The sequence below is a fragment of the Nitrobacter sp. JJSN genome (assembly GCF_051912485.1).
In the GTDB taxonomy this organism is placed as follows: Bacteria; Pseudomonadota; Alphaproteobacteria; order Rhizobiales; family Xanthobacteraceae; genus Nitrobacter.
Map to the genome: position 1 here is coordinate 3,950,277 of NZ_CP196822.1, position 23,098 is coordinate 3,973,374.

Genomic DNA, 23,098 nt, shown 5'->3' on the forward strand with positions numbered 1-23,098 from the left:
GGTCCGCCGTCGTAAGAGAACACGGCGTGGACAAACTATGATCGCGTAGTAAAGGCGCAGGAAATCCTATGTCCCCCGCATCTCTCGAGACCACCATCAACGCCGCCTTCGAGGCCCGCGACACCGTCACTCCCGCGACCCAAGGCGAGGTGCGCGACGCTGTGGATCAGGCACTCGGCCTGCTCGACAAGGGCGAGGTGCGCGTCGCCGAGCGCGCGGCGGACGGTAAGTGGAACGTTAACCAATGGCTCAAGAAGGCCGTGCTGCTGTCGTTCCGCCTCAACGACATGAGCGTCATTCCCGGCGGCCCCGGCAAGGCTGTGTGGTGGGACAAGGTGCCGTCGAAATTCGAGGGCTGGGACGAAAAGCGGTTTCGCGACGCCGGCTTTCGGGCCGTGCCGGGCGCGATCGTCCGCCGCTCCGCCTTCATCGCCAAGAACGCGGTGCTGATGCCGTCGTTCGTCAATCTCGGCGCCTATGTCGATGAGAGCACCATGGTCGACACCTGGTGCACGGTCGGCTCCTGTGCCCAGATCGGCAAGCGCGTCCATATCTCCGGCGGCGCCGGTATCGGCGGCGTGCTGGAGCCGCTGCAGGCCGGCCCTGTCATCATCGAGGACGATTGCTTCATCGGTGCGCGCTCGGAAGTGGCGGAAGGCGTGATCGTGCGCAAGGGCGCGGTGCTGTCGATGGGCGTGTTCCTTGGCGCATCCACCAAGATCGTCGATCGTGAGACCGGCGAGATATTCATGGGCGAAGTGCCGGAATATGCCGTGGTGGTGCCGGGCGCGTTGCCGGGCAAGCCGTTGAAGAACGGCCAGCCGGGTCCGTCCACCGCCTGCGCGGTCATCGTCAAGCGCGTCGACGAGCGCACCCGCTCCAAGACCGGTATTAACGAGCTGCTGCGGGACTAGTGGAGTGAATTTGACATTCGCCACCTGCGCTGCAGCATATCCGGCGAGCGAATGTCAAATTCGGATCTCCACTAGAAACCTAATAGTTGCTAGTGGTCCTTTGATTCTAAACATTTGCAAAAACTCCTGCCGCAACGGATGCAAATGTTAGAATCGGACCACTAGAGCATGATCCCGACCCGAAGGGCCGCGCCAGCGCAAAGTGGGGACCGGTTTTCGGACGAGATCATGCTCCATCAATAACGGACTACTGATGACCGCCGACGCTCTCTCCATCGCACGTGACCTGCTCCGCTGTCCGTCGGTGACGCCGGCGGATGCCGGCGCGCTCGGCGTGTTGGAGGCGCTGCTCAAGACCGCCGGATTTGAGGTGCACCGCATCACCTTCAGCGAACCGGGCGCCGCCGACATCGACAATCTGTATGCCCGCATCGGCACGACCGGCCCTCATATTGCGTTCGCCGGCCATACCGATGTTGTACCTCCCGGCGACGAGTCGGCGTGGACCCATGGCGCGTTTGTCGGTGACGTCAAGGATGGCTTTCTTTACGGGCGTGGCGCGGTGGACATGAAGGGCGGAATCGCCTGCAGTGTTGCCGCTGCGCTGGAATATCTCGCGGCGCGCGGCGGCAAGCCGGGGCGGGACGGTACGGGCTCGATTTCGTTCCTGATCACCGGCGACGAGGAAGACATCGCCGTCAATGGCACCGTCAAGCTGATGCAATGGGCGGCCGAGCGCGGCGAAAAATTCGATCACTGCGTGCTCGGCGAGCCCAGCAATGTCGCCGAGCTCGGCGACTGCATCAAGATCGGCCGGCGCGGCTCGCAATCCGGCACGCTGTATGTCGATGGCGTCCAGGGCCACGTCGCTTACCCGCACCGCGCGGCGAATCCGATTCCGGACATCGCCGCGCTGATCACCGCGCTCGTGAGCGAGCCCCTGGATCAAGGCAGCGCGCAGTTCCAGCCGTCGAATCTGGAGTTCACCTCCGTCGATGTTGGCAATCCGGCGGCCAATGTGATTCCCGGGCAGGCGCGGGCGAAGTTCAACATTCGCTTCAACGATCATCACAATCAGGAATCGCTGCGGGGGCTGATCGAGGCGCGCGTCGCCAAAGCCTCTGGCAATCGCGTTCGGACCCGGATCGTGTGGGAGCCCTCGAATGCCGATGTGTTCGTCACCAGACTGGGCTCGTTCACCGATCTCGTGGTCGCGGCGATCGAGGAGGTGACCGGCCGCAGGCCGGAGCTGAACACCGGCGGCGGCACGTCGGATGCGCGCTTCATCAAGGACTACTGCCCGGTGATTGAATTCGGCCTGGTCGGCCAGACCATGCACCAGATCGACGAGCGCACGCCGGTGGCCGATCTTGAAAAGCTGACCCGTATCTACCGCGGCGTGCTGGATCGCTATTTCGCATGAGCGGCAAGATCCTCGTCCTCACCGCCCTCGATGATGAGCTCGACAAGGCGCGCGCGCCCGACGGCGTCAGGGTGATCTACACCGGCGTCGGCAAGATCAATGCGGCCAGCGCAACCACGCTGGCGCTGCTGACGATGCGCCCGGCACTTGTCATCAACTACGGTACCGCAGGAAAAATCAACGAGACGCTCCAGGGTCTGGTGGAGGTGTCCGGCGTCATCCAGCGCGACATGATGGCGATGCCACTGGCGCCGCGCGGACGCACACCGTTCGCGCCGGAGCTCGATCGGTTGTCGTCGGGTCAGGCCGGCGTCGTTTGCGGCACCGGCGACAGCTTTGTCACGACCTCAGATCCGTGGTTGATCGAGAACGGGATCGATATCGTCGACATGGAGCTGTTCGCGGTCGCGCAGGTCTGCCAGCGCCACGGTCTGCCGTGGCGTGCGTTCAAATTCATCACCGACGGCGCCAACGACCTCGCGCATCAGGACTGGACCGCGAATATGAAGGACGGCGAGAGTCTGTTCTGGGACGCGCTGGAACGGATTCGTTCCTAGAGTTCTGGCTCAACGCAGTTGAGTCAGACGCTAGCCGTATCCTTTTTGATCGGGCATGATCTTATCCGAAAACCGGTCCCCACTTTTCGGGATCATGCTCTAATAATCCACCCGCACCAGATACAATCCGTCCGGCGGCGCGACCGGGCCGCAGGCTTCGCGACGCCGCTCGGCGAGCGCGTTGGACAGATCGTCGGCGTTCCAGCGGCCATGCCCGACCCAGACTAGCGATCCCACCATCGAGCGCACCTGGCTGTGCAGATACGAGCGCGCTGAGGTGACGATGGTGACGTTGTCGCCGTTCCTGATGACGTCGAGTTGATCGAGCGTCTTCTCCGGTGATTTCGCCTGACATTCGGTGTCGCGAAACGTCGTGAAGTCGTGCTTGCCGATCAGCCGCTGCGCCGCCGAGTGCATCGCCTCCGCATCGAGCGGGCGCGGCACGCGCCAGACGTGGCCGACATCGATGGCGAGGTTCGCGCGGCGGTTGGCGATGCGATAGACGTAATGCCGCCTGAGCGCCGAGAACCGCGCCTCGAAGGTGTCGGGCACAATCTCGGCTTCGAGCACGCCGATCGGATGCGGCCGCAGATGCGCGTTGAGCCCGTCTCGCAGCCGGTTCGGCGCGAAATGTTTGGCGATGTCGCAATGCGCCACCTGCGCCAGCGCATGGACGCCGGCATCGGTGCGGCCGGCGCCATGCACGCGAACGGCGTCGCCGCAGATCGCCTTCACCGCCGCCTCCAGTGCGCCCTGCACCGAGGGACCATTGTCTTGGTACTGCCAGCCGCAGAACGGGCCGCCGTCATATTCGATGGTGAGCTTGTAGCGGGGCATCAGACGAGCCGCATAGGCGGCTGAAGCGGCGTGCCGTTCAGAAAGGCGTCGGTCTTCATCGGCGGCTTTCCGGCGCGCTGCAATTCAAGGACGCGGATCGCGCCGTCCTTGCATGCAATGGTCAGGCGGTCGTTGAGCAGCTCACCGGGTTCGCCGGAACCTTTCGCTATCTCACAACGCAGGATCTTCACTCGCACCGGCTCGCCGTCGACCGGCATCTCGCACCATGCGCCCGGAAACGGCGACAGGCCGTGGATATGCCGCAGCAGCTCTCGGGTTGGACTGTTCCAGTCGATGCGCGCCTCAGCCTTGTCGATTTTTGCGGCGTAGGTGACGCCGACGTCACTCTGCTTTGTCAGCTGCAGGCCGCCGCGCGAGAGCGCAGCCATCGCTTGCGCCATGAGATCGGCCCCCAGCGGCGCCAGTGCGTCATGGAGATCGGAAGCCGTCATCGCATCGGTCACGGCGATCCGATGGGTAATGGCGACCTCGCCGGTGTCGAGGCCGGCCTCCATCTTCATGACCATGACGCCGCTTTCGGTGTCGCCCGCCATGATGGCGCGATTGATCGGCGCGGCGCCGCGCCAGCGCGGCAGCAGCGACCCGTGGAGGTTGAAGCAGCCGAGTGGCACCGCATCGAGGATCACCTGCGGCAGAATCATCCCGTAGGCCACGACGACAGCGGCATCCGCCGCGAACGATTGAAACTCAAGTAGCGCTTCCGAAGTCTTCAGCGTTTTCGGCGTCAGCACGGGAATGCCGAGGCGATGTGCTTCCCGCGCGACAGGCGTCGGTTGCAGCTTCATGCCGCGGCCAGCGGGCCTGGCCTCGCGCGTGTATACGGCCGCGATCTCATGGCCACGGGCGACGAGTTGCAGCAGGGTCGGCACCGCAAAATCCGGCGTGCCCATGAAGATCAGGCGAAGCGGCATGTTGTTGAGTTCGTGCGTGGCGATACCCGCCCTATTTATCGGCGAGCTTCGCAGCCTTGGTAAATTTCTTCAGCACGCGGTCGCGCTTGAGCTTCGAGAGGTAGTCGACAAACAGTACGCCGTTGAGATGGTCGATCTCATGCTGGATGCAGGTGGCGAAAAGACCCTCGGCATCCTCCTCGTGCACCTTGCCGTCGAGATCGGTGAAGCGAACCCGCACCCGCGCCGGCCGCTCGACCTCCTCGTAATATTCGGGGATCGACAGGCAGCCCTCCTCATAGGTCGAGAGCTCCTCGGACGCCGACAGGATTTCCGGGTTGATGAAAACGCGCGGTCGCGGCGTGACTTCGCCGTCCTCGTCGCGCCTGGCGAGGTCCATGGTGATGATGCGGACCGGCTGTGCGACCTGGATGCCGGCGAGCCCGATGCCCGGCGCGTCGTACATGGTCTCGAACATGTCGTCAGCGAGCCTGCGGATTTCCGGCGTGACCTTTTCGATCGGCCTGGAAACCAGGCGCAACTGCTTGTCCGGCAGGATGATAATTTCACGAATAGCCATGCCGGGCGATGTAGTCCGCCGGTCTGCTGTGGTCAATCCGTGGCGATCGCAGTCGTTAACTGTTCATTAGCGATGAAAACCGGGGTTTCGTTAACCCTAGATCGTTCTCTCTTCGTTCGCGTTTCCGACCGAATCGGCTACAAGGGGCGAATGAACGAGATCCTTTTCATGCTGGGCGACGTGCCGGTGCGAACCAGCGCCGTGCTGGTCGCGTTCGGCGTGCTGGCGCTCGTGTTGCTGCTGATCATCGCCATTGTGATCGCGCGATCGGGACGCCGCGGAACCGAAATGGCGGTGACGCAGGCGAGCCGTGCCGATGAGCTGGAGGAACGTCTCATCGACATGATGCGCACGCAGGCTGAGGCCGCCGGCCGGGTCGATGCCATGGGCAAGGCGCTCGCGGGCCGGCAGGCGGAAATGGCGCGGGCGGTCAGCGATCGGCTGGACTCGGTCACCCATCGGGTCGGCCAGTCGATGGAGCAGACCACGCGCAACACCATGGACAGCCTGCGTGTGCTGCACGAACGGCTCGGAATTATCGACAACGCGCACCAGAACCTGACTGAACTAACCACGCAGGTGACGACGCTGCGCGATGTGCTCGCCAACAAGCAGTCGCGCGGCGCATTCGGACAGGCGCGGATGGAAGCGATCGTGCAGGACGGCATGCCGAAAGACTCGTTTGCCTTCCAGTACACGCTGTCGAACGGCAAGCGGCCGGACTGCGTGATCTTCCTCCCCGACCAGCGCCCGCTCTGCATTGACGCGAAATTTCCGCTGGAGGCGATGACGGCGCTGCACGACGCCCGCACCGACGACGAAAGGAAGTTCGCAAGCCAGCGGCTGCGCGCCGACGTCATGAAACACGTGACAGACATCGCCGGCAAATACCTGATCCCGGGCGTGACCCAGGATAACGCGCTGATGTTCGTGCCGTCGGAATCGGTCTATGCCGAGATCTATGACGCCTTCGACGATGTGATCCAGAAAGCCTACCGCGCCCGGATCGTGCTGGTGTCGCCGTCACTTTTGATGCTGGCGATCCAGGTGATGCAGCAGCTTCTCAAGGACGCGCGGATGCGCGATGCCGCCGACAAGGTTCGGATCGAGGTCATGAACATGATGGGTGACGTCGAGCGTCTGCGCGACCGGGTCAGCAAGCTCGGCAGCCACTTCGATCAGGTTAGCGAGGATGTCAGGCAGGTGCTGATCTCGGTCGGCAAGATCGGCAAGCGCGCGACGAAGATCGAGGAACTCGATTTCAGCAAGGACGAGGCAGTCGCGGAGACGCCGAGGATCGCCAAGTCCGGCGAACCCGAGCTGTTTGCGCCGCAGCCCGCACGCAAGTTGCAAGCCGGCGAATAACGACATTCGCGTTCCCCGCGAGGGAGAAATGCCGCCGAATCTGCTAGCACTGCGGAATGACTGCTCCGGACGCCACCGCCGCCCCGCCGAAAGTATCCGACGCCGCCACCCGCGCCTCATGGCGCGAGAGCATCGCGGTCTATCTACAACCGCGCGTCCTCATCGTGATGCTGCTCGGCTTCTCGTCCGGCCTGCCGCTGGCGTTGTCGGGTTCGACGCTGCAGATCTGGATGAAAGAATCCGGCATCGATCTGCACGACATCGGTCTGTTTGTTCTTGTTGGCACACCCTATACGCTGAAGTTTCTGTGGGCGCCGTTGGTCGACGCCCTGCACATTCCGTTTTTGACGCGGCGGTTCGGTCGCCGCCGTGGCTGGCTCGTTTTCTCGCAACTGCTTCTGATTGCGGCGATCCTGCTGCTGGCCTCGACCGATCCGGTAAAGGCACCGTGGTTCGTCGCGCTCGGCGCGGTACTCGTGGCAGCGACCTCGGCGACGCAGGATATTGTGGTCGATGCGTTTCGAGTCGAGAGCCTGCCGGAAAGCGAGCAGGCCGCCGGCATGGCGGGTTATGTCGCCGCCTATCGCATCGGCATGCTGGTCTCCACCGCCGGCGCTCTCTTCCTCGTCAGTGCGTTCGAAGGGACAGGACTCGTGCGCGCCGCCGCCTGGGCATGGGGCTACATCGCCATGGCTGCGCTGGTCCTGATCGGCACCATCACCGCGCTTGCCGCCACCGAGCCTGAGCAGTCCGTGCGCGCCGAGCAAGCAACGCGGGCCGAGGGCGGTTTTGCGCGCGTCATGAACGCCGCGATCGGCGCATTTTCTGAATTCCTGAGCCGCAAGGATGCTCTCGCCGCGCTCGCCTTCATCGTGCTGTTCAAGTTCACCGACGCGTTCTCCGGCACCATGACCGCACCATTCGTCATCGATCTCGGTTTCACCCGCAACGACTACGCCGCCATCGTCAAGGGCGTCGGCCTTGCCGCGACGCTGATCGGCGGTTTTGCGGGCGGCTTCGTGGCGCGGCGCTACTCGCTGGCGGCGAGCCTGTGGATCGGCGGCATTTTGCAGGCGGCGGCCAATCTGTCGTTCTCGTGGCTGGCGCTGGTCGGGGTCAATCAATGGGCGCTGGCGTTCGCCATCACGGCGGAGAATTTCACCAGCGCCATCGGCACGGTGATCTTTGTCGCCTATCTCTCGGCGCTGTGCCGCAACCCGCTGCACACCGCTACCCAATATGCGCTACTCACGGCGCTGGCTGCGGTTGGCCGAACCTATCTTTCCGCCAGCGCGGGGTTCGTCGCCGAGGCGACCGGATGGCCGCTGTTCTTTGCGATTTGCGTTGCCGTCGCCGTGCCAAGCCTGATCCTGCTGGCCTGGCTGCAGCGGCGCGGGCACTTTGCCGCGCTGCAGACGTGAGCAAGGAACAGCGCCGGCGAGCCAGAAGCCGTCGTCCTGACCGCTTTCATTTCCAGATCATGTCTTTCGCCGCGATCAATCCGCCGCCTGCGATCAGAACCGCGGCGACTGCGAGCGCTGCGGTCGGCCTCGCAAAGCCCGCCAATATCAGGAACGTGGTCGAAAGCAACGGCGTCGCATAGGCGGCCGCGCCGAGCACGCGAATGTCCCCCCGCTTCATGCCGATATCCCAAACATAGAAGGCGAGGCCGACCGGACCGATGCCGAGCGCGGCGATCGCGAGCCATTGCGCGCCGCTGTCCGGCCACACCGTGGGTTCCACGAGTATGTGCGCAACCGCCGCCAGCCCGGCCGTCGTCAAGCAGAAGCCCGCGACCGCATCGGTCGGAACCGAGGCCAGCCGCCGCGACAGTACCGAATACGCCGCCCAGACAAATGCCGCGATGAACGCTGCCGCAAGGCCCCAAATCTGGCTGCTTTCGAACTGGATTGATGTGTTGCCCGCGACCAGCAGCACCGTTCCGGCGAGCCCGAGGATCGCGCCGATCAGATGATGCGGCGCCAGCCGCTCGCCGGGCAGCAACGATGAAAACAGCACGATCAGCAGCGGCCAGAGATAATTCAGCAGTCCGGCTTCGGCGGGCGGCGCCAGACGCAGCGCGATGAAATACAGCGCGTGATAGCCGAACAGCCCGCCGACCCCGACGAGCCACGCAACCGGGGGCTGCCGCAATGCGCGGACGCCTTCGGGGCGAAACAGCCAGCTTGCGCAGCCGGCGAGGCCACCGATCGCAAACGTCATCGCCGCCAGTTGAAACGCGGGAATGCGTCCGGTCGCGACCGTCATGACCGCGAGCAGCGACCACATGACGATGGCGGTGAGGCCGATGAGCGTAGCGGTGCGGGAGGTCATGATTTCTTCCTTCTCCCCTCGCGGGAGAAGGTGGCGCGGACGAAGTCCGCGTCGGATGAGGGGCCTTCCGTCACGCTGACGCTGTCCCTCTCACCCGGCCCCGCTGACGCGCATCCACCCTAAGAGCGAGCTTCGCTCGTCTCGGCTCCCGCAAAGGGGAGAGGGGAAAAGAAGCAGCGTGTTCACGCTATGCGCTATTCTTCACGCCAGATACTGCCCGCCGTTGACGGAGAGCGTCGATCCCGTGATGAAACCGGCGTCGTCGGCGGCGAGGAACACCACCGCGCGCGCGATCTCCTCGGGCTCGCCGAGACGGGTCACCGGAATCTGCGGCAGGATGTTTTTCTCGACCACGTCCTTTGGCACCGCCTGCACCATCTCGGTGTTGATGTAGCCCGGGCAGATCGCGTTCACGGTGATGCCGCCCTTGGCGTTCTCCAGCGCCAGGGCCTTGGTGAAGCCGATGTCGCCCGCCTTCGCCGCAGAATAGTTCACCTGTCCGAACTGCCCTTTCTGGCCGTTGATCGAGGAGATGTTGATGATGCGGCCGAACTTGCGGGCGCGCATGCCTTCGATCACCGGGCGCGTCATGTTGAACAGCGAGCCGAGATTGGTGTTGATGACGGCGCTCCACTGTTCCAGCGTCATCTTGTGGAAGGCGCTGTCTTTGGTGATGCCGGCATTGTTCACGAGCACCTCGATGGGGCCGAGATCCGCTTCGACCTTCTTGATGCCGTCGGCGCAGGCCTCAAAGGAAGCAACGTCCCACTTGTAGACGGGGATGCCGGTCTCCGTTTTGAACTTCTCCGCCGCCGCATCGTTGCCGGCGTAACTCGCGACGACTTTGTATCCGGCCGTTTTCAGCGCCTTGCTGATCGCGCTGCCGATGCCTCGCGTTCCCCCCGTCACCAGTGCCACTCTTGCCATTGCGTCGTCCTCCTCGGCAGCAAGCCGGATCTATCCCGATCGTTGAGTCTTGCAGATAAAAATGCCCGGCACGAGGCCGGGCATTTCGTTGTCAGCGTGAACTGCGGTGACTCGATGTCCATTTAACATCGTTCGCCTGCCTTCATCCGCTCAGCCGCGCTCGACGCACATGGCGATGCCCATGCCGCCGCCGATGCATAGCGTGGCGAGGCCCTTTTTGGCGTCGCGCTTCTGCATTTCGTGCAGCAGCGTCACCAGTACGCGCGCGCCCGAGGCTCCGACCGGGTGCCCGATGGCGATGGCGCCGCCATTGACGTTGACCCTGGAGGTGTCCCAGCCGAGGTCCTTGTTGACGGCGCAGGCCTGGGCGGCGAAGGCTTCATTGGCCTCGATCAGGTCGAGGTCGCCGATAGTCCAGCCCGCCTTCTTCAGCGCGGCGCGCGACGCCGGGATCGGGCCGGTGCCCATGATCTTCGGGTCGACGCCGGCATGGGCCCACGAGACGATGCGGGCGAGGGGGGTCTTGCCCTCTTTCGCCGCCTGCCTGGCCGACATCAGCACCACGGCAGCGGCGCCGTCGTTGATGCCGGACGCGTTTGCCGCGGTGACCGTGCCGTCCTTCTCGAAAGCCGGGCGCAGTTTGGCGATGGACTCGACCGTCACGCCCGCCTTCGGATACTCGTCGGTGTCGACGATGATATCGCCCTTGCGGTTCTTGACGGTGACGGGTGCGATTTCATCCTTGAACCGGCCGGCCTTTTGCGCGGCTTCTGCCTTGTTCTGCGAGCTGGCGGCGAATTCGTCCTGTTGCTGGCGGGTGATCTGATACTGCTTGGCGACGTTCTCGGCCGTATTACCCATGTGATAGCCGTTGAATGCATCCCACAGGCCATCTCTGATCATGGTATCGATCAGTTCGAGGCCGCCCATCTTCACGCCGCCGCGCAGGTACTGGGCATGCGGCGCCATGCTCATGGATTCCTGTCCGCCGGCGACGACGACCTCGGAGTCGCCGTTAAGGATGGCCTGATAGCCGAGCGCGACCGTGCGCAGACCCGAACCGCAGAGCTGGTTGATGCCCCAGGCCGGGCTTTCCACCGGAATGCCGGCGGCGATCGACGCCTGCCGCGCCGGGTTCTGGCCCTGCGCCGCGGTCAAAATCTGGCCCATGATGACTTCGGAGACGCGGCCAGGCTCGACACCCGCCCGCTCCAGCGCGGCCTTAATCGCGACGGCGCCGAGAGCGTGAGCCGACGTGGTGGCGAACGCACCGTTGAAACTTCCCACCGCGGTGCGGGCGGCGCTGACGATGACGACATCGTCTGACATGGACATCTCCTGGAGCTTGAGTGACGTGGAATTGGACGATAGCCGCCGCGCCGGCGACCCGTGTCTGAATTCTATCCTGTTAACCTCACAAGAGTGTGTCAATCAAACCAATGGCGAGAAGTCGTGCCCGGGCATATTCCTGAGCAGTCTCTATGCTTTGGAATTAACTGTCCTTCATAAAACGGTAGCCGAAGCCTGCCGAAAGTGCTTACTTTGCTGCAATGCGCTTGTTAACCCCATCGTGGACGCCGGCGGGGTTTCTTGTCCGCGGTATGGACGTGTGGGACCTATGGCGAAATCAGAGACACCAACGACAATCAAGAAATATGCGAACCGGCGGCTCTATAATACCGGCACCAGCACTTATGTGACGCTCGAAGATCTCGCGACGATGGTCAAGCAGGGCGAGGATTTCCTCGTCTTCGATGCAAAGACCGGCGATGACATCACTCGCTCGGTGCTGGCGCAGATCATTTTCGAGCAGGAAAATAAAGCCGGACAGAACCTGCTTCCGACCACGTTCCTGCGACAGCTGATCCGCTTCTATGGCGACAGCATGCAGATGGTGGTGCCGAAATATCTCGAACAGTCGATCGACATGCTGACCCGCGAGCAGGAGAAATTCCGCAAGCAGATGAGCAGCACCTTCAGCGGCACTCCTTTCGCACCGCTCGAAGAGCATGTCCGCCGTAATATGGAATTGTTCGAGCGCACCTTCTCGATGTTCAAGCCGTTCGTGCCGCCGCGCGGTGGGACCGCCGCGCCCGAGCCGGAGAAAACGCCCGACGCCTCAAATGCCGGCGACAATATCGAGGATCTTCGCCGCCAGATGAAGGAGATGCAGGATCGTCTCGAGCGGATGTCGAAAGAGCCGAAGAAGGATTAGGTTTCGCGGCTTCCTTTGACGCGGTTTCTTGACGCAAGCCGGTATCCATCCTCGGGTCAAGCCCGAGGACATGCTTCGCTCGAAAACGCGATTGAACCCGCATCATGCCTGGCCCTTCGTGGCAGGCCGATTACCCCTCTGCCACGCATTTCTGATAAGACCAGCTCGCGGCTGCCGCCATTCATCATCGGCGCGGCGACCCTCATCAAGTGGCTACGCTGAGGCTCCGTCGCGTTGAACCTTTTCTCCGGACGGATGACTTCCTCAAAGGGGACAAGCGCCAGCGTCCCATCGCGCCGTCCGTCATCGGTTTCGGGCAGCTCTGCTCGCATCGATGGATGGAGCCTGTGGGCGCTGAAATCCTCGCCCGGCAGCTCCTCGAAGTCGCTGTCGCCGGAGTTATGAAAGCACAACTCTATGAAGGCGCAGTGTGGATTGCAGACGACAAACCGCATCGCGCGAATCCGCAAGGTCAAGTAACTTGGGCTCAGCCGAATCCCAGAGCGGCACAGGTGCGGAGAAGGGGCAGGAAGGTCTGGCGGCGCTGGGCCGTTCGGGCATCGTGGGTCTGGTTCGCGCGATCCCGATCCGTTGGCGTATTCTTTCGATCGCGACGTTGAATTCTGCGGTGGTGCTGGTGCTGGCGCTGCTGATATGGAGCGGCGCCAAGACGCTGGGATCCGCGCGGGACGACCTGCGTCAGGTCAGGGAATCCGACAAGATCCTCGCGGTTCTCGAGAGCAAGACCGGTCGGCTGCAAAATCTGATCCATCGCTACATCAACCAGCCGAGTCCCGATCTGTTTGCGGAAATCCTGCTGTTGCGCGATGCCGTCCTCGGTACCTTGAGTACGCGCGCCTCGACCGACCCGATCCTGTCGGGCTCGGTCGACGAACTGGAGCGCGCCACCGAACGCTTCCTCGGCGGGTTTGAAGAACTGCGCGCATTACAGACGAGCATTACCAAAACCTACGAGGATCAGATACTGGCGCCAGCCAAGGACATGGCGGGACTCTACTCGATCATCGAGGGCGCGACCGGTCGCCGCGAGGCTCGAATCTGGCCAACGCTTGGGAAATCCCGCGAGACGTTCACAGCGACGCTGGTGGCCGCGAACGCCTACTATCTGGCGCCCGCATCGACCAGCGCGGAGGAGGTCCGCAAGAATACTGATGCGATCGAGCGAACTATCCCGGCAATGATCGAGTTTTCGGATAATGATCTCCAGCGCGACGCGCTGCAAAAACTCAAAACCCGGACATCCGCGCTGCATGACGGAATTGGAAACCTTTCCGAATTGCTCACCAAGCGGACCGACTTGCTGCGCAACGCCATCGACGCCAGCCAGGCGCAGACCATCGCCGCGATCGATGGTCTGTCGGTCAAGATGCGGCGGCGCGAGCAGAGCGCGCAGATGACTTTCGACCACACGCTTACGGATATCTCGCGCAAGATGCTGTCGATCGTCGCGATCTTCCTCGCGGTCATCGTCGTCGCTGGCGTTGTCGTCGCGCTCAGCATCCGTCTGCCTTTGCGGCAGATCATGACGTCGATGCGCGCGATCATGTCCGGCGATTACGACCGCAAGGTCGTCGGCACCGATGCACGGGATGAAATCGGCGCCATGGCGCGTGCTGTCGAGGTGTTTCGCAAGAACGCCATCGCCAAACGCGATGCCGAGGACGAATTGCGGGCATCGAAGGAACGGGCCGAGAGCGCCCTGCTGGAATTGAATGCGGCGCAGCGGAACCTGGTGGACGCGGAGCGGCTTGCCGCGCTTGGCGGGCTGGTTGCAGGTGTCGCGCACGAGGTGAACAACCCGATCGGAATCAGCCTGACCGTGGCGTCGAGTTTCGCGCGGCGCGCGGATACGTTTGACGCCGAACTGCGCTCCGCAACCCCACTGCGGCGGTCGCGGCTCGAGGAATTCGTGCGGACCTGCCGCGATGCCGCCCAGCAACTGGTGGCAAACCTGCACCGCGCGGGAGATCTGATCCAGTCCTTCAAGCAGGTCGCCGTGGACCGGTCCCACGCCGAACGCCGCCAGTTCAGTTTGAGCGAATCCACCGACCAGATCGTCGCCAGCCTGCGCCCGGTGCTCAAGCGATCTCCGATCAGCATTGAGGTCGACGTCCCGGAAGGCCTGATTATCGATGGCTTTCCCGGTTTATACGGGCAGATTTTAACCAATCTCTTTCTCAATGCCGCCAATCACGCGTTTCCGGACGGGCGGTCCGGCACGATTTCCATCAAGGCGAGACCGCGCGCGGATGATGACATCGAGATCATTTTTGTCGACAATGGCGTCGGCATGACGTCGGATGTCCAGCGGCATGCTTTCGATCCCTTCTTCACCACGCGCCGCAACGAGGGTGGCACCGGCCTTGGACTCCATATCGTCTACAATCTCGTCACCCAGCAGCTCGGCGGCCGGATGATGGTGGAGTCAGGACTGGGACAAGGCACGACTTTTCGCATTATCATGCCGCGGGCCGCCGTCGGCGGTGGGGCAGGCAAGGATGAAACAGACAGCGGAACCACGCAATGGCCGACCAGGATGACGTCCTCCACCTGATCGATGATTCCGGGGCCGATTACCCGGAAGCTTCGACGGTGCGCAAGTGGAAGGTCGCCGTTATCGACGACGATCGGGCCGTGCACGAAGGCACGCGCTTTGCGCTGAGCGACTACAGCCTCAACGGTCAGACCCTGGACGTCCTGTCGGCCTATTCCGCCGCCGAGGGGCGCGAACTGATGCGCGCGCATCCCGACATCGCCGCGGTACTGCTCGACGTCATCATGGAGACCGATGCCGCCGGGCTTGACCTCGTCGAGTTCATCCGCAACGACCTGCGGAACGAAACCGTACGCATCATCCTGCGCACCGGACAGCCCGGACAGGCGCCGGAGCGCCGCGTCATCGTCGACTACGATATTAACGACTACAAGGCGAAAACCGAACTCACCGCCGACAAACTGTTCACCTCGCTGACCGCGGCATTGCGCAGCTACCAGCAGCTCGAGCGCATGGTGCAGACCCGCCGCGGCCTGGAGATCATCATCGATGCCGCCTCGACGCTCTACGATTTCAAATCGATGCAGCGTCTCGCCGAGGGCGTCCTGACGCAGATTGCGTCGCTCTTGAATGTCGATTGCGCCGGGATTCTGGTGCTGCGTGACGGCGGCGCGGTCGATGATGATTTTGCGGTGCTGGCTGGATCGGGTTGCTACAGCCGTTTCATCGGAACTGCCGGACAGGCATCGCTCGATTCTGATCTCAAACAGACGGTCGAAGCTGCCTTCAGGCGGCGCAAGCACGAATTCGTCGATCAACGCTCCGCACTCTATATCCGCACCGGCAGCGGTCGCGAGGTCGTGGTGCTGCTGCAGGCTGAGCGCGATCTGTCGGATACCGACCGGTCGCTGGTCGAAATCTTCGGCAGCCGTCTGTCGATCGCGTTCGACAATGTGATCCTTTACCAGCAATTGCAGGACGCCAACACGCAGCTCGAAGGCCGAGTCGCGCAGCGCACCCGAGCGTTGATGCTGGCCAATCGCCGGCTTTCCGCGCAATGGCTGCGGTTGCAGCGGGCTAACGGATTCAAGAACGAGATTCTCGGCACCGTCGCGCACGACCTGAAAAATCCACTTGGCGTCATCCTGGGTCGTACCGAAATGCTAGCCGAACTTATCGGCGCGGATTCGCCCAGGGACACCGTCACCTCGCAGGTCGATCATATTCGCGACGCCACCAAGCGTCTGATTACGATGGTCGATCATCTGATTTCCGACGCGATGGCCGACGCCTTCGATATCACCATCCGGCGTGAGCCGGTCGATGTCGCGGCGCTGGTCGCCGAGGTCTCCGAATCCAACCAGCCGTCCGCGGTCAACAAGCAGCAGACCATCGCCGTCTCGGCGCCCACCGGACGGATCACGATGTGCGACCAGGATCGGATGCGAGAGGCGATCGACAATCTCGTCAGCAACGCCATCAAGTACAGCCCGGTCGGCGGCAAGATCACGCTGCTGGTCGACCACGACGCGGACAACACCATCATTCGTGTCACCGACGAAGGCGCCGGCTTGTCGCCGGAGGATCTGGGGCGGCTGTTCGGCCGCTTCCAGCGGCTGTCCGCAAAGCCCACCGCCGGCGAAAGCTCGACGGGCCTCGGCCTGTCGATCGTCAAGCGGATCGTCGACATGCATGACGGCCAGATCAACGCCGACAGCAACGGCCCCGGACAGGGATCGACCTTCACCATCATCCTGCCCGCGATAGTCTGACATGAACCGAAACCCGCATATCATCGTTGTCGACGACGAGGCACCTGCCCGCGAAATGGTCGGGGACTATCTCAAGATGCACGGCTTTGCCATCACGCTGTGCGACGGCGGCAAGAGCCTGCGCGAGGCCATCGGCATCGCAACGCCCGATCTGGTCGTGCTCGATCTGAACATGCCGGAAGAAGACGGCATTTCGATCATTCGCGACCTCAAGAGCCGCACCAACGTGCCAGTGATCATGTTGACGGCGACGGCCAGCCCGATCGATCGCGTGGTCGGCCTCGAACTCGGCGCCGACGACTACGTGGCAAAACCCTGTGAACTGCGCGAACTGATGGCGCGCATCCGTTCGGTGCTGCGCCGGAGTGCGCCGAAGGCCGAGCCGGCGACAGCGGACGCCGTCGCCGCTAGGCCTGCAGCAGGGCAACTCGTCCGCTTCGGCACCAAATGGCTCGATCTCGACGCCCAGGCCTTGCGTGACCACGAAGGCAATGAACATCCGCTCACGGCGTCGGAATTCAGCCTGTTGAAAGTTTTCGCCGCCAATCCGAAGCGGGTTCTGTCGCGCGAGCGGCTGCTGGAATTGGCCAATGCCCGCGACAGTGAAGCCTTCGATCGCGCGATTGATCTGCGGATCATGCGGATACGGCGCAAGATCGAGCCCGACCCCGCGAAGCCGGCGGTGATCCGGACCATCCGGGGGGGCGGCTATCTGTTTTCGCCCCCCGGCGACAAGGCCTGAGCCCGTCCGCCGCTGCCACGGGAATGGCATTCAGCCCTGCGGCGTCTGGACTGGCTTCAAGAGGGCGACTTGGAAGGCTTCAAAGCCGGTCTCTGCTGCTAAAGTCTAATGACGTTCAAATGACTGGAGCATTTTCCGCCTGATCCGGCTAAGCGGGGTCGGGTTCACGCGAAGAAAATGCTCTCAATCAATAGCTTGCGCCTATTCTGATCGCAAAGCCGGTACCCGCTTTTGCGCAATACACGCCAGGATTTTGCGCCGATTGTTTCGTCGCCGCCGAGGGGACGAAACAATTCCCCACCCGCGAAACCATTTTCCGCTTGTCGTGCAGACGTCCTGAAACCTTGGCTGGCTAAAAATCTGCCTAACGAAAAAAGGGGAGCCCGTCATGCAAAACGTCATTGCGATCAACGCAGCCGCCCGCCGAGGCATTATCGCTGCCCAGGCGACCACAGATGAGATGCTGCTTGAGCAGATTGCCGACGGTGACCGCACAGCGATGCATACCCTCTATTCACGCCATAACGTGCGGGTCTATCGTTTCGTGCTGCGCAGCCTGCGCGACGCGACAGCGGCGGAAGACATCGTCAGCCAGGTATTTCTGGACGTCTGGCGTACCGCGGACCAGTTCGAAGGTCGTTCCCGAGTGTCAACCTGGCTGCTCTCGATCGCCCGCTTCAAGGCGCTGACCGCGATGCGCCAGCGCCGCCACGAGGATATCGACCAGGAGAATGTCCGCGAAATCGCCGACGGCGCCGATACGCCGGAGACGTCGCTCGATCGCAGCAACGTCAGCGCCATCCTGCGCGCCTGCATCGCCAAGCTGTCGCCCGCTCATCGCGAGATCATCCACCTCGTCTACTATCATGAGAAAACGGTCGAAGAGGCCGGCGAAATCATCGGCATTCCGCAAAGCACCGTGAAGACCCGCATGTTTTATGCCCGCAAGCAGCTTGCCGAGCTTCTGAAAGACGCGGGCGTCGCAACGCTCGCGGCCTGACCGGCATTCGGTTTTGCGACCCCAACCTCCAGCGGCCCGAGCGGGATAGCCTTCCGGACCGCTTGCGTTCAGGCATCCATCCCAAGGCGACCATAGGAACCGAGGAGATGGCCCCGATCCGGTTCTGATGGCGGGCTCGGATTTGCATTGAGGTGAAGCTCGTCCGCCTTGCGGCGCTGTTTTCCCGAAAACTTTATGATTCCCGGCTGACGCCGCGGTCGCTTGCCATCACGCCCCTGCTGATATTCTATGCCGTATATGATTTGACGATGATGCTGGCGGCGAGTCTCTGCCGCCATTCCAGCGAGGAGAACAAGCGATGATCGGGTTTCGGCACCTGACCCTGGCGGTTTCTGCTGTAGCCTGCCTGATGCTCTCGGCGACGCACGGCTTTGCGCAGCAGCGGCAGCCCGATGTCGGCGACGAGCCTGGCCTGATCGCCGACGATGCTTTTCAACTCGATCCGGAATACCGCAAGCAGGTTGTGCTCTACCGTACGACCGAGCCGCCTGGCACCATCATTATCCAGACAGCGGAACGCCATCTGTATCTCATTGAAGGCAACGGTCGCGCCATCCGTTACGGCATCGGCGTTGGCCGCGAAGGTTTCCAGTGGCAGGGAATTCTCAATATCACGCGTAAGGCGGAATGGCCGGACTGGACTCCGCCGCCGGAAATGATCGCACGTCAGCCCTATCTGCCACGCTTCATGGCGGGTGGCCCCGGCAATCCGCTCGGCGCGCGCGCGATGTATCTCGGCACCACTGTCTACCGCATCCACGGCACCAATCGCCCCGATACCATCGGCACCGCGATCTCCTCAGGCTGTTTCCGCCTGGTCAATGCCGATGTTGCCGATCTCTTTGATCGCGTTCCAGTTGGCACGCGCGTGATCGTGCGGCAAAAACCCAAGCTCTAATTCATCGCCGCGTCATTCGCGCTGATACTTTCCGATACTGCGAGAGGGGCTATCCATGCGGACATTTCGAGGCGGTCTCCTGATAGGCCTCGCCATCGCTACCGCCATCGCGGCGATGGCGATCACCTACGAGCGCTACGACACCAAGACCCTGAAACGTACGGTTCGGCGTGACGCCGTGCTGTGCGGCGTCAACACCGGTCTGCCCGGCTTTTCGAATTCGGATGACAAGGGCAACTGGTCCGGCTTCGACGTGGATTTCTGCCGCGCCGTCGCCGCCGCCATCTTCGATGATCCGGCGAAGGTGAAGTTCGTCCCGCTCGCCGCCGACCAACGCTTCAAAGAATTGCAAAGCCGCAAGGTCGATATCCTCGCCCGCAACTCGACCTGGAGCATGTCGCGCGAGACCAATTACAACCTCTATTTCCCGGCGGTCGCTTATTATGACGGCGAGGGCTTTATGGTCCGCACGTCGCGCAAGGCCGCCTCGGTGCTCGACCTCGGTGATACGAAAATCTGCGTACAGGACGGCACGACCACGAAACTTAACCTCGCCGACTACTTCAAGGCCAACAACCTGAAATACGAGGAGATCAAGTTCGGGAAGCTGGAGGACATGCTGAAGGCCTATGACGAGGCCAAGTGCGATGTAGTGACCTCCGACGTTGCCCAGCTCTACGCCATGCGCCTGCGGCTGACCAAGCCGAGCGAGAGCGTCATCCTGCCCGACGTGATCTCGAAGGAGCCGTTGGCGCCGGTTGTTCGCCAGCGCGACGACGACTGGATGATGATCGTCAAATGGACGCTCTACGCGATGATCAACGCCGAGGAACTCGGCGTCACCTCGAAGAACATCGACGAGGCGATGAAGTCGACGAAGCCCGATGTGATGCGGCTGGTCGGCACCGAGGGCGAATATGGCGAGGATCTCGGTCTGACGAAGGACTGGGCGGCGCGCATCATCCGCCACGTCGGCAACTATGGCGAAGTTTACGACCGTAATGTCGGCGCCGATTCGAAGCTGAAAATTCCGCGCGGCCTCAATCAGCTCTGGAATGCTGGTGGTATCATGTACGCCCCGCCGTTGCGGTGATCTCGTCATGCGGGAACGGGTTAGGAGCCCTGGCTTTGTAGTGCCGCCTGATCGCTCGACCGGCCAAAGCAAGCTGAGCAGCGCGCAGAGAATCGATTGCACCGGTGTCATCGGCGGGCTTGACCCGCGCCCGTCCCCCTACAAGATAGGATGGGACACGAGGTCAGGACGGGTCATTCACGGAGACACACGCCATGTCCGACGTATCGGTTCCCGTCGCCGCCGGCACCCGGATCGGGCACGTCCATCTCAAGGTCGCCGACCTTGAACGCGCGCTCGGTTTCTACTGCGGCGTGCTCGGCTTCGAATTGACGCAACGCTACGGCGATCAAGCTGCGTTCATTTCCGCCGGCGGCTACCATCATCACATCGGATTGAATACGTGGGAAAGCAAGGGCGGCTCGCCGCCCCCGCCCGGCACCACCGGATTATTTCACACTGCGATTCTGTATCCGACGCGCGCCGCGCTCGCCGACGCTTTGCATCGGGTGTATGCGGCCGGCATTCAGCTCGATGGCGCCAGCGATCACGGCGTCAGCGAGGCGCTTTATTTGCGCGACCCCGACCAGAATGGCGTCGAGCTCTATCGAGATCGGCCGAAAGAGGAATGGCCGCGCAATGCCGACGGCGGCCTTGCGATGTTCACGCGCAGGCTCGATCTCGAGGATCTTCTACGCCAGCGTGAGCTATAGACCGTCCGCCCGTGACCAAAGCGCGGTTGCTCCGGTCATCCCGGATTTCGTTCGAATGCCAGGATCAGATTGTTGGCAGGCATGTCGAGGATCTCCGTGAGCGTCAAGCCATTGCGCTGCGCCAGCTCCGCCACCTCATCGACATCGCGCACGCCCCACTCGGGATCGTTGTTGCGCAGGCTGGCGTCGAACGCCGCGTTGCTCGGCGCGGTGTGCCGGCCGCCGCGCTTGAACGGTCCGTAGAGAAACAGTCGCCCATCGGAACGTAGATTGCGAGCCGCGCCCGCGATCAGGCCCTCGGCTACGCGCCAAGGCGCGATATGGATCACATTGGCGCAGAACACGGCGAGCAGCTCGCCGGATCCGGAACCGTCGCTCGTCTTCGGGCACCACTCCGGATTCGACAGGTCGATCCGCTGCGGCGGGCGGACGTTGGCGAGATCTTCGTGGGCGGTCCACGCCGCAATGCTTCGGAGATGATTGTCGTTGAGATCGCTCGGCCACCAGGTGATGTCGGGCGAGTGCCGCGCGAAAAAAACGACGTGCTGCCCGGTGCCGCTGCCAGCCTCGACCACGTCGCCGGTCTTGCCGCGCAGGAATGTTTCGAGCGCCGCCCAGATCGCGGCATGGTTGCGATGAAACGCAGCTGCGTCGAGGCGGTCATCGGATTCCACGCGCCGGCCATCCTTGCCGAATTCGGTGGTGTAGTCGGGCATGGAAGGCCATCCTTCATTCTGCCGTGAGTTCTGACCGGGCTTCATCGGGTCCATGTCAGCCGACCTGCTGTTTATACAGTCTTTTGGCCTTGGACAGCGAGTATGCAGGATCGCGAGCCATGCGACAGTCATCGCCGGACGGCAATGCCCTATCGTGCTGGCTTAACCGTCTCCAAACCGAGGCCCGGCTCGGCAGGCAAGCCATCATGAGCGCTTGTGCAAAGGCCGAGGATGTGAAAATTAAGTCCACGGTGCCCTCGCCGAATGACGTGGCCGCCGGATAACGATGTAATCAATAGAGCACCGCGGGAACCGCCTTTGAGGATAATTCCTTTGACGAAGTCCGTCCCTCTGCCGGCGCTGGCGGCCTCTCTGCTGCTCGCCGTCACCGTCACGTCCTTTTCTGCGCGCGCGCAGAGCGCCGCCGCCGAAGGAGAGAAGCTCGCATTCGATCGCAACAAGGGCAACTGCCTGACCTGTCATGAGATCAAGGGCGGCAGCCAGGCCGGTAACATCGCGCCGGCCCTCACCAACATCAAAAGCAAGTATCCGAACCGCGCCGATCTCGTCGCCATCGTCAGCGACGAGACCAAGCGAAATCCGCTTACGGTGATGCCGCCGTTCGGTCGAAACCACATCCTGACTGACAAAGAAATCGACGCGGTCGTCGACTTCCTGCAGACGCTGTGACATCGGCCGCGTGCAAAGGAGAACATGCATGATCGATCCATCGCACGGCAGCGTTGACGCGACGCGGCGGCTGATCCTGAAAGGCGCGGCGGTCGTTGCGCTGGCAGGCGTTGCCGGCATCCGCTTCGGGCTAGCGCCTGCGCTCGCCGCTGCCAATGACAAGTATCCCAACGCCGCCTTCAAGGTTAAGGGAGCCGATGGCGCGATCGAGGCGCTCTACGGCAGGACCGCTGAGAAATCCGACAAGGTCAAGATGGACGCACCGGAGATCGCCGAGAACGGCGCGGTCGTCCCTATTTCCGTCACCACGAGCCTGTCCGATGTGACGTCGATCTCGTTTCTGGTCGCGGAAAATCCGAACGCGCTGGCCGCGTCGTACCGCATCCCCGCCGGGACGATGCCGAGCGTCGCCAACCGCCTGAAGATGGCGAAGACCAGCAATGTCATCGCGATCGTGGAAGCCGGCGGCAAGCTCTATAGCGCCAGCAAGGAAGTCAAGGTCACCATTGGCGGCTGCGGTGGTTGAGCGAACGGTCAGGGAATAGTCATTCAGGGAAGACAGTTATGGCATCGACAATCCGTGTTCGCGCAACGTCGAGCGGCGATACGACCGAGGTCCAGGCGCTGATCCAGCATCCGATGGATTCGGGTTTCGTCAAGAATCCCGCCGGCGAGCTGATCCCGGCGCACTTCATTCAGCAACTGACCGTCGAATATGACGGCAAGCCGGTTTTCATCGCCGACTGGGGACCGGCCGTCTCAAAGGACCCGTATGTGAAATTCAGCTTCAAGGGCGGAAAGAAGGGCGGCGACCTCAAGATCAGTTGGGTCGACAACAAGGGTGCCTCCGACACCTCCACGGCAAAGATTCAGTAATGGCGGCGCGCGGCAGGCGG

General features: G+C 62.6%; 25 protein-coding genes. 17 read left to right on the forward strand and 8 right to left on the reverse strand.

Annotated elements, in window-relative coordinates; genetic code table 11:
• Positions 1–68 precede the first annotated feature (68 nt).
• From dapD to ACSZOQ_RS19195, 3 genes are all read left to right on the forward strand, one after another.
• Positions 69–914 (forward strand): 2,3,4,5-tetrahydropyridine-2,6-dicarboxylate N-succinyltransferase, encoded by an 846-nt coding sequence (dapD, locus tag ACSZOQ_RS19185; protein ID WP_439923948.1) that lies wholly within the window; start codon positions 69–71, stop codon positions 912–914.
• Positions 915–1,167: 253 nt separating this feature from the next.
• Positions 1,168–2,337: a succinyl-diaminopimelate desuccinylase gene (gene dapE / locus ACSZOQ_RS19190; RefSeq protein ID WP_439923949.1), complete on the forward strand. Its 1,170-nt coding sequence runs from the start codon at positions 1,168–1,170 to the stop codon at positions 2,335–2,337.
• Positions 2,334–2,894, forward strand: coding sequence for a 5'-methylthioadenosine/S-adenosylhomocysteine nucleosidase family protein (locus tag ACSZOQ_RS19195; RefSeq protein ID WP_439923950.1), 561 nt, complete (start codon positions 2,334–2,336; stop codon positions 2,892–2,894). Before dapE ends, ACSZOQ_RS19195 begins: the two co-directional genes overlap by 4 nt.
• A 99-nt stretch (positions 2,895–2,993) precedes the next feature.
• Here the strand turns inward: ACSZOQ_RS19195 and truA are convergent, their stop codons facing one another.
• Genes truA through def form a run of 3 tightly spaced genes read right to left on the reverse strand, consistent with a single transcriptional unit; the run spans position 2,994 to position 5,222 of the window.
• On the reverse strand, positions 2,994–3,731 hold the full coding sequence (truA, locus tag ACSZOQ_RS19200) for a tRNA pseudouridine(38-40) synthase TruA (protein ID WP_439923951.1): 738 nt from the start codon (positions 3,729–3,731) through the stop codon (positions 2,994–2,996).
• The gene (fmt, locus tag ACSZOQ_RS19205) at positions 3,731–4,663 is read right to left on the reverse strand and encodes a methionyl-tRNA formyltransferase (RefSeq protein ID WP_439923952.1); all 933 of its coding nucleotides are present in this window, start codon (positions 4,661–4,663) and stop codon (positions 3,731–3,733) included. Before fmt ends, truA begins: the two co-directional genes overlap by 1 nt.
• 31 nt (positions 4,664–4,694) lie before the next feature.
• Positions 4,695–5,222 (reverse strand): peptide deformylase, encoded by a 528-nt coding sequence (gene def, locus ACSZOQ_RS19210; protein ID WP_439923953.1) that lies wholly within the window; start codon positions 5,220–5,222, stop codon positions 4,695–4,697.
• Between the two features lie 150 nt (positions 5,223–5,372).
• On the opposite strand from def, the gene ACSZOQ_RS19215 reads away from it, so the two are divergent.
• Together ACSZOQ_RS19215 and ACSZOQ_RS19220 are read left to right on the forward strand one after the other, a co-directional pair.
• Positions 5,373–6,587, forward strand: a complete 1,215-nt coding sequence (locus ACSZOQ_RS19215) for a DNA recombination protein RmuC (protein WP_439923954.1) — start codon at positions 5,373–5,375, stop codon at positions 6,585–6,587.
• A 56-nt stretch (positions 6,588–6,643) separates the two neighbouring features.
• Entirely contained in the window at positions 6,644–8,008 is a 1,365-nt protein-coding gene (locus tag ACSZOQ_RS19220; protein WP_439923955.1) for an AmpG family muropeptide MFS transporter, read from the forward strand.
• 46 nt (positions 8,009–8,054) lie between these two features.
• On the opposite strand, the gene yddG is transcribed toward ACSZOQ_RS19220, so the two are convergent.
• The 3 genes from yddG to ACSZOQ_RS19235 form a co-directional block, all read right to left on the reverse strand.
• Positions 8,055–8,921 carry an aromatic amino acid exporter YddG gene (gene yddG / locus ACSZOQ_RS19225; RefSeq protein ID WP_439923956.1) on the reverse strand — a complete coding sequence of 289 codons (867 nt, stop codon included), beginning with the start codon at positions 8,919–8,921 and terminating at the stop codon, positions 8,055–8,057.
• A gap of 201 nt (positions 8,922–9,122) precedes the next feature.
• Positions 9,123–9,848, reverse strand: a complete 726-nt coding sequence (locus tag ACSZOQ_RS19230) for a beta-ketoacyl-ACP reductase (RefSeq protein WP_439923957.1) — start codon at positions 9,846–9,848, stop codon at positions 9,123–9,125.
• Between the two features lie 150 nt (positions 9,849–9,998).
• Complete coding sequence (locus ACSZOQ_RS19235; protein WP_439923958.1) at positions 9,999–11,177, reverse strand: acetyl-CoA C-acetyltransferase; 1,179 nt, start codon at positions 11,175–11,177, stop codon at positions 9,999–10,001.
• Between the two features lie 289 nt (positions 11,178–11,466).
• Between ACSZOQ_RS19235 and phaR the strand changes: the two genes are divergently transcribed.
• Complete coding sequence (gene phaR, locus ACSZOQ_RS19240; RefSeq protein WP_439926145.1) at positions 11,467–12,063, forward strand: polyhydroxyalkanoate synthesis repressor PhaR; 597 nt, start codon at positions 11,467–11,469, stop codon at positions 12,061–12,063.
• 56 nt (positions 12,064–12,119) lie between these two features.
• Here phaR and ACSZOQ_RS19245 read toward each other — a convergent pair whose 3' ends face one another.
• Complete coding sequence (locus ACSZOQ_RS19245) at positions 12,120–12,518, reverse strand: hypothetical protein (protein ID WP_439923959.1); 399 nt, start codon at positions 12,516–12,518, stop codon at positions 12,120–12,122.
• An 80-nt stretch (positions 12,519–12,598) separates the two neighbouring features.
• On the opposite strand from ACSZOQ_RS19245, the gene ACSZOQ_RS19250 reads away from it, so the two are divergent.
• The 8 genes from ACSZOQ_RS19250 to ACSZOQ_RS19285 all read left to right on the forward strand — a co-directional run bounded on the left by ACSZOQ_RS19250 (position 12,599) and on the right by ACSZOQ_RS19285 (position 20,796).
• Entirely contained in the window at positions 12,599–14,638 is a 2,040-nt protein-coding gene (locus ACSZOQ_RS19250; protein ID WP_439926147.1) for a sensor histidine kinase, read from the forward strand.
• Positions 14,608–16,350 carry an ATP-binding response regulator gene (locus ACSZOQ_RS19255; RefSeq protein ID WP_439923960.1) on the forward strand — a complete coding sequence of 581 codons (1,743 nt, stop codon included), beginning with the start codon at positions 14,608–14,610 and terminating at the stop codon, positions 16,348–16,350. The genes ACSZOQ_RS19250 and ACSZOQ_RS19255 overlap by 31 nt, the downstream gene beginning before the upstream one ends.
• A gap of 1 nt (position 16,351) precedes the next feature.
• Positions 16,352–17,092 (forward strand): response regulator, encoded by a 741-nt coding sequence (locus tag ACSZOQ_RS19260; protein ID WP_439923961.1) that lies wholly within the window; start codon positions 16,352–16,354, stop codon positions 17,090–17,092.
• Between the two features lie 388 nt (positions 17,093–17,480).
• Positions 17,481–18,092, forward strand: coding sequence for a sigma-70 family RNA polymerase sigma factor (locus tag ACSZOQ_RS19265; RefSeq protein ID WP_439923962.1), 612 nt, complete (start codon positions 17,481–17,483; stop codon positions 18,090–18,092).
• A 152-nt stretch (positions 18,093–18,244) separates the two neighbouring features.
• Positions 18,245–18,415, forward strand: coding sequence for a hypothetical protein (locus ACSZOQ_RS19270; protein WP_439923963.1), 171 nt, complete (start codon positions 18,245–18,247; stop codon positions 18,413–18,415).
• Positions 18,412–19,011 (forward strand): L,D-transpeptidase, encoded by a 600-nt coding sequence (locus ACSZOQ_RS19275; RefSeq protein ID WP_439923964.1) that lies wholly within the window; start codon positions 18,412–18,414, stop codon positions 19,009–19,011. The genes ACSZOQ_RS19270 and ACSZOQ_RS19275 overlap by 4 nt, the downstream gene beginning before the upstream one ends.
• Before the next feature lie 55 nt (positions 19,012–19,066).
• The gene (locus tag ACSZOQ_RS19280; protein WP_439923965.1) at positions 19,067–20,104 is read left to right on the forward strand and encodes an amino acid ABC transporter substrate-binding protein; all 1,038 of its coding nucleotides are present in this window, start codon (positions 19,067–19,069) and stop codon (positions 20,102–20,104) included.
• A gap of 194 nt (positions 20,105–20,298) precedes the next feature.
• Positions 20,299–20,796: a VOC family protein gene (locus ACSZOQ_RS19285; protein ID WP_439923966.1), complete on the forward strand. Its 498-nt coding sequence runs from the start codon at positions 20,299–20,301 to the stop codon at positions 20,794–20,796.
• Between the two features lie 35 nt (positions 20,797–20,831).
• Here ACSZOQ_RS19285 and ACSZOQ_RS19290 read toward each other — a convergent pair whose 3' ends face one another.
• Entirely contained in the window at positions 20,832–21,512 is a 681-nt protein-coding gene (locus tag ACSZOQ_RS19290) for a DUF938 domain-containing protein (protein ID WP_439923967.1), read from the reverse strand.
• 351 nt (positions 21,513–21,863) lie between these two features.
• Here ACSZOQ_RS19290 and soxX point away from each other — a divergent pair, with 351 nt between their 5' ends.
• From soxX to soxZ, 3 genes are read left to right on the forward strand one after another with little or no spacing between them, the layout of a single operon-like run.
• Entirely contained in the window at positions 21,864–22,202 is a 339-nt protein-coding gene (gene soxX / locus ACSZOQ_RS19295) for a sulfur oxidation c-type cytochrome SoxX (RefSeq protein WP_439926148.1), read from the forward strand.
• 28 nt (positions 22,203–22,230) lie between these two features.
• Positions 22,231–22,728 (forward strand): thiosulfate oxidation carrier protein SoxY, encoded by a 498-nt coding sequence (soxY, locus tag ACSZOQ_RS19300; RefSeq protein ID WP_439923968.1) that lies wholly within the window; start codon positions 22,231–22,233, stop codon positions 22,726–22,728.
• 38 nt (positions 22,729–22,766) lie between these two features.
• Positions 22,767–23,078 (forward strand): thiosulfate oxidation carrier complex protein SoxZ, encoded by a 312-nt coding sequence (gene soxZ, locus ACSZOQ_RS19305; RefSeq protein ID WP_439923969.1) that lies wholly within the window; start codon positions 22,767–22,769, stop codon positions 23,076–23,078.
• The last annotated feature ends 20 nt before the right edge of the window (positions 23,079–23,098 follow it).

What these genes read in the sequence shown, in the direction of transcription:
- fmt (WP_439923952.1), bottom strand. Translation starts at nt 4,663, where the DNA reads ATGCCGCTTCGCCTGATCTTCATGGGCACGCCGGATTTTGCGGTGCCG.
- ACSZOQ_RS19265 (WP_439923962.1), top strand. Translation starts at nt 17,481, where the DNA reads ATGCAAAACGTCATTGCGATCAACGCAGCCGCCCGCCGAGGCATTATC.
- ACSZOQ_RS19245 (WP_439923959.1), bottom strand. Translation starts at nt 12,518, where the DNA reads ATGCGGTTTGTCGTCTGCAATCCACACTGCGCCTTCATAGAGTTGTGC.
- ACSZOQ_RS19280 (WP_439923965.1), top strand. Translation starts at nt 19,067, where the DNA reads ATGCGGACATTTCGAGGCGGTCTCCTGATAGGCCTCGCCATCGCTACC.
- ACSZOQ_RS19260 (WP_439923961.1), top strand. Translation starts at nt 16,352, where the DNA reads ATGAACCGAAACCCGCATATCATCGTTGTCGACGACGAGGCACCTGCC.
- soxZ (WP_439923969.1), top strand. Translation starts at nt 22,767, where the DNA reads ATGGCATCGACAATCCGTGTTCGCGCAACGTCGAGCGGCGATACGACC.
- ACSZOQ_RS19275 (WP_439923964.1), top strand. Translation starts at nt 18,412, where the DNA reads ATGATCGGGTTTCGGCACCTGACCCTGGCGGTTTCTGCTGTAGCCTGC.
- truA (WP_439923951.1), bottom strand. Translation starts at nt 3,731, where the DNA reads ATGCCCCGCTACAAGCTCACCATCGAATATGACGGCGGCCCGTTCTGC.
- phaR (WP_439926145.1), top strand. Translation starts at nt 11,467, where the DNA reads ATGGCGAAATCAGAGACACCAACGACAATCAAGAAATATGCGAACCGG.
- ACSZOQ_RS19285 (WP_439923966.1), top strand. Translation starts at nt 20,299, where the DNA reads ATGTCCGACGTATCGGTTCCCGTCGCCGCCGGCACCCGGATCGGGCAC.
- ACSZOQ_RS19290 (WP_439923967.1), bottom strand. Translation starts at nt 21,512, where the DNA reads ATGCCCGACTACACCACCGAATTCGGCAAGGATGGCCGGCGCGTGGAA.
- yddG (WP_439923956.1), bottom strand. Translation starts at nt 8,921, where the DNA reads ATGACCTCCCGCACCGCTACGCTCATCGGCCTCACCGCCATCGTCATG.
- ACSZOQ_RS19235 (WP_439923958.1), bottom strand. Translation starts at nt 11,177, where the DNA reads ATGTCAGACGATGTCGTCATCGTCAGCGCCGCCCGCACCGCGGTGGGA.
- def (WP_439923953.1), bottom strand. Translation starts at nt 5,222, where the DNA reads ATGGCTATTCGTGAAATTATCATCCTGCCGGACAAGCAGTTGCGCCTG.
- ACSZOQ_RS19255 (WP_439923960.1), top strand. Translation starts at nt 14,608, where the DNA reads ATGGCCGACCAGGATGACGTCCTCCACCTGATCGATGATTCCGGGGCC.
- ACSZOQ_RS19195 (WP_439923950.1), top strand. Translation starts at nt 2,334, where the DNA reads ATGAGCGGCAAGATCCTCGTCCTCACCGCCCTCGATGATGAGCTCGAC.
- ACSZOQ_RS19220 (WP_439923955.1), top strand. Translation starts at nt 6,644, where the DNA reads ATGACTGCTCCGGACGCCACCGCCGCCCCGCCGAAAGTATCCGACGCC.
- dapD (WP_439923948.1), top strand. Translation starts at nt 69, where the DNA reads ATGTCCCCCGCATCTCTCGAGACCACCATCAACGCCGCCTTCGAGGCC.
- ACSZOQ_RS19230 (WP_439923957.1), bottom strand. Translation starts at nt 9,848, where the DNA reads ATGGCAAGAGTGGCACTGGTGACGGGGGGAACGCGAGGCATCGGCAGC.
- dapE (WP_439923949.1), top strand. Translation starts at nt 1,168, where the DNA reads ATGACCGCCGACGCTCTCTCCATCGCACGTGACCTGCTCCGCTGTCCG.
- soxY (WP_439923968.1), top strand. Translation starts at nt 22,231, where the DNA reads ATGATCGATCCATCGCACGGCAGCGTTGACGCGACGCGGCGGCTGATC.
- ACSZOQ_RS19215 (WP_439923954.1), top strand. Translation starts at nt 5,373, where the DNA reads ATGAACGAGATCCTTTTCATGCTGGGCGACGTGCCGGTGCGAACCAGC.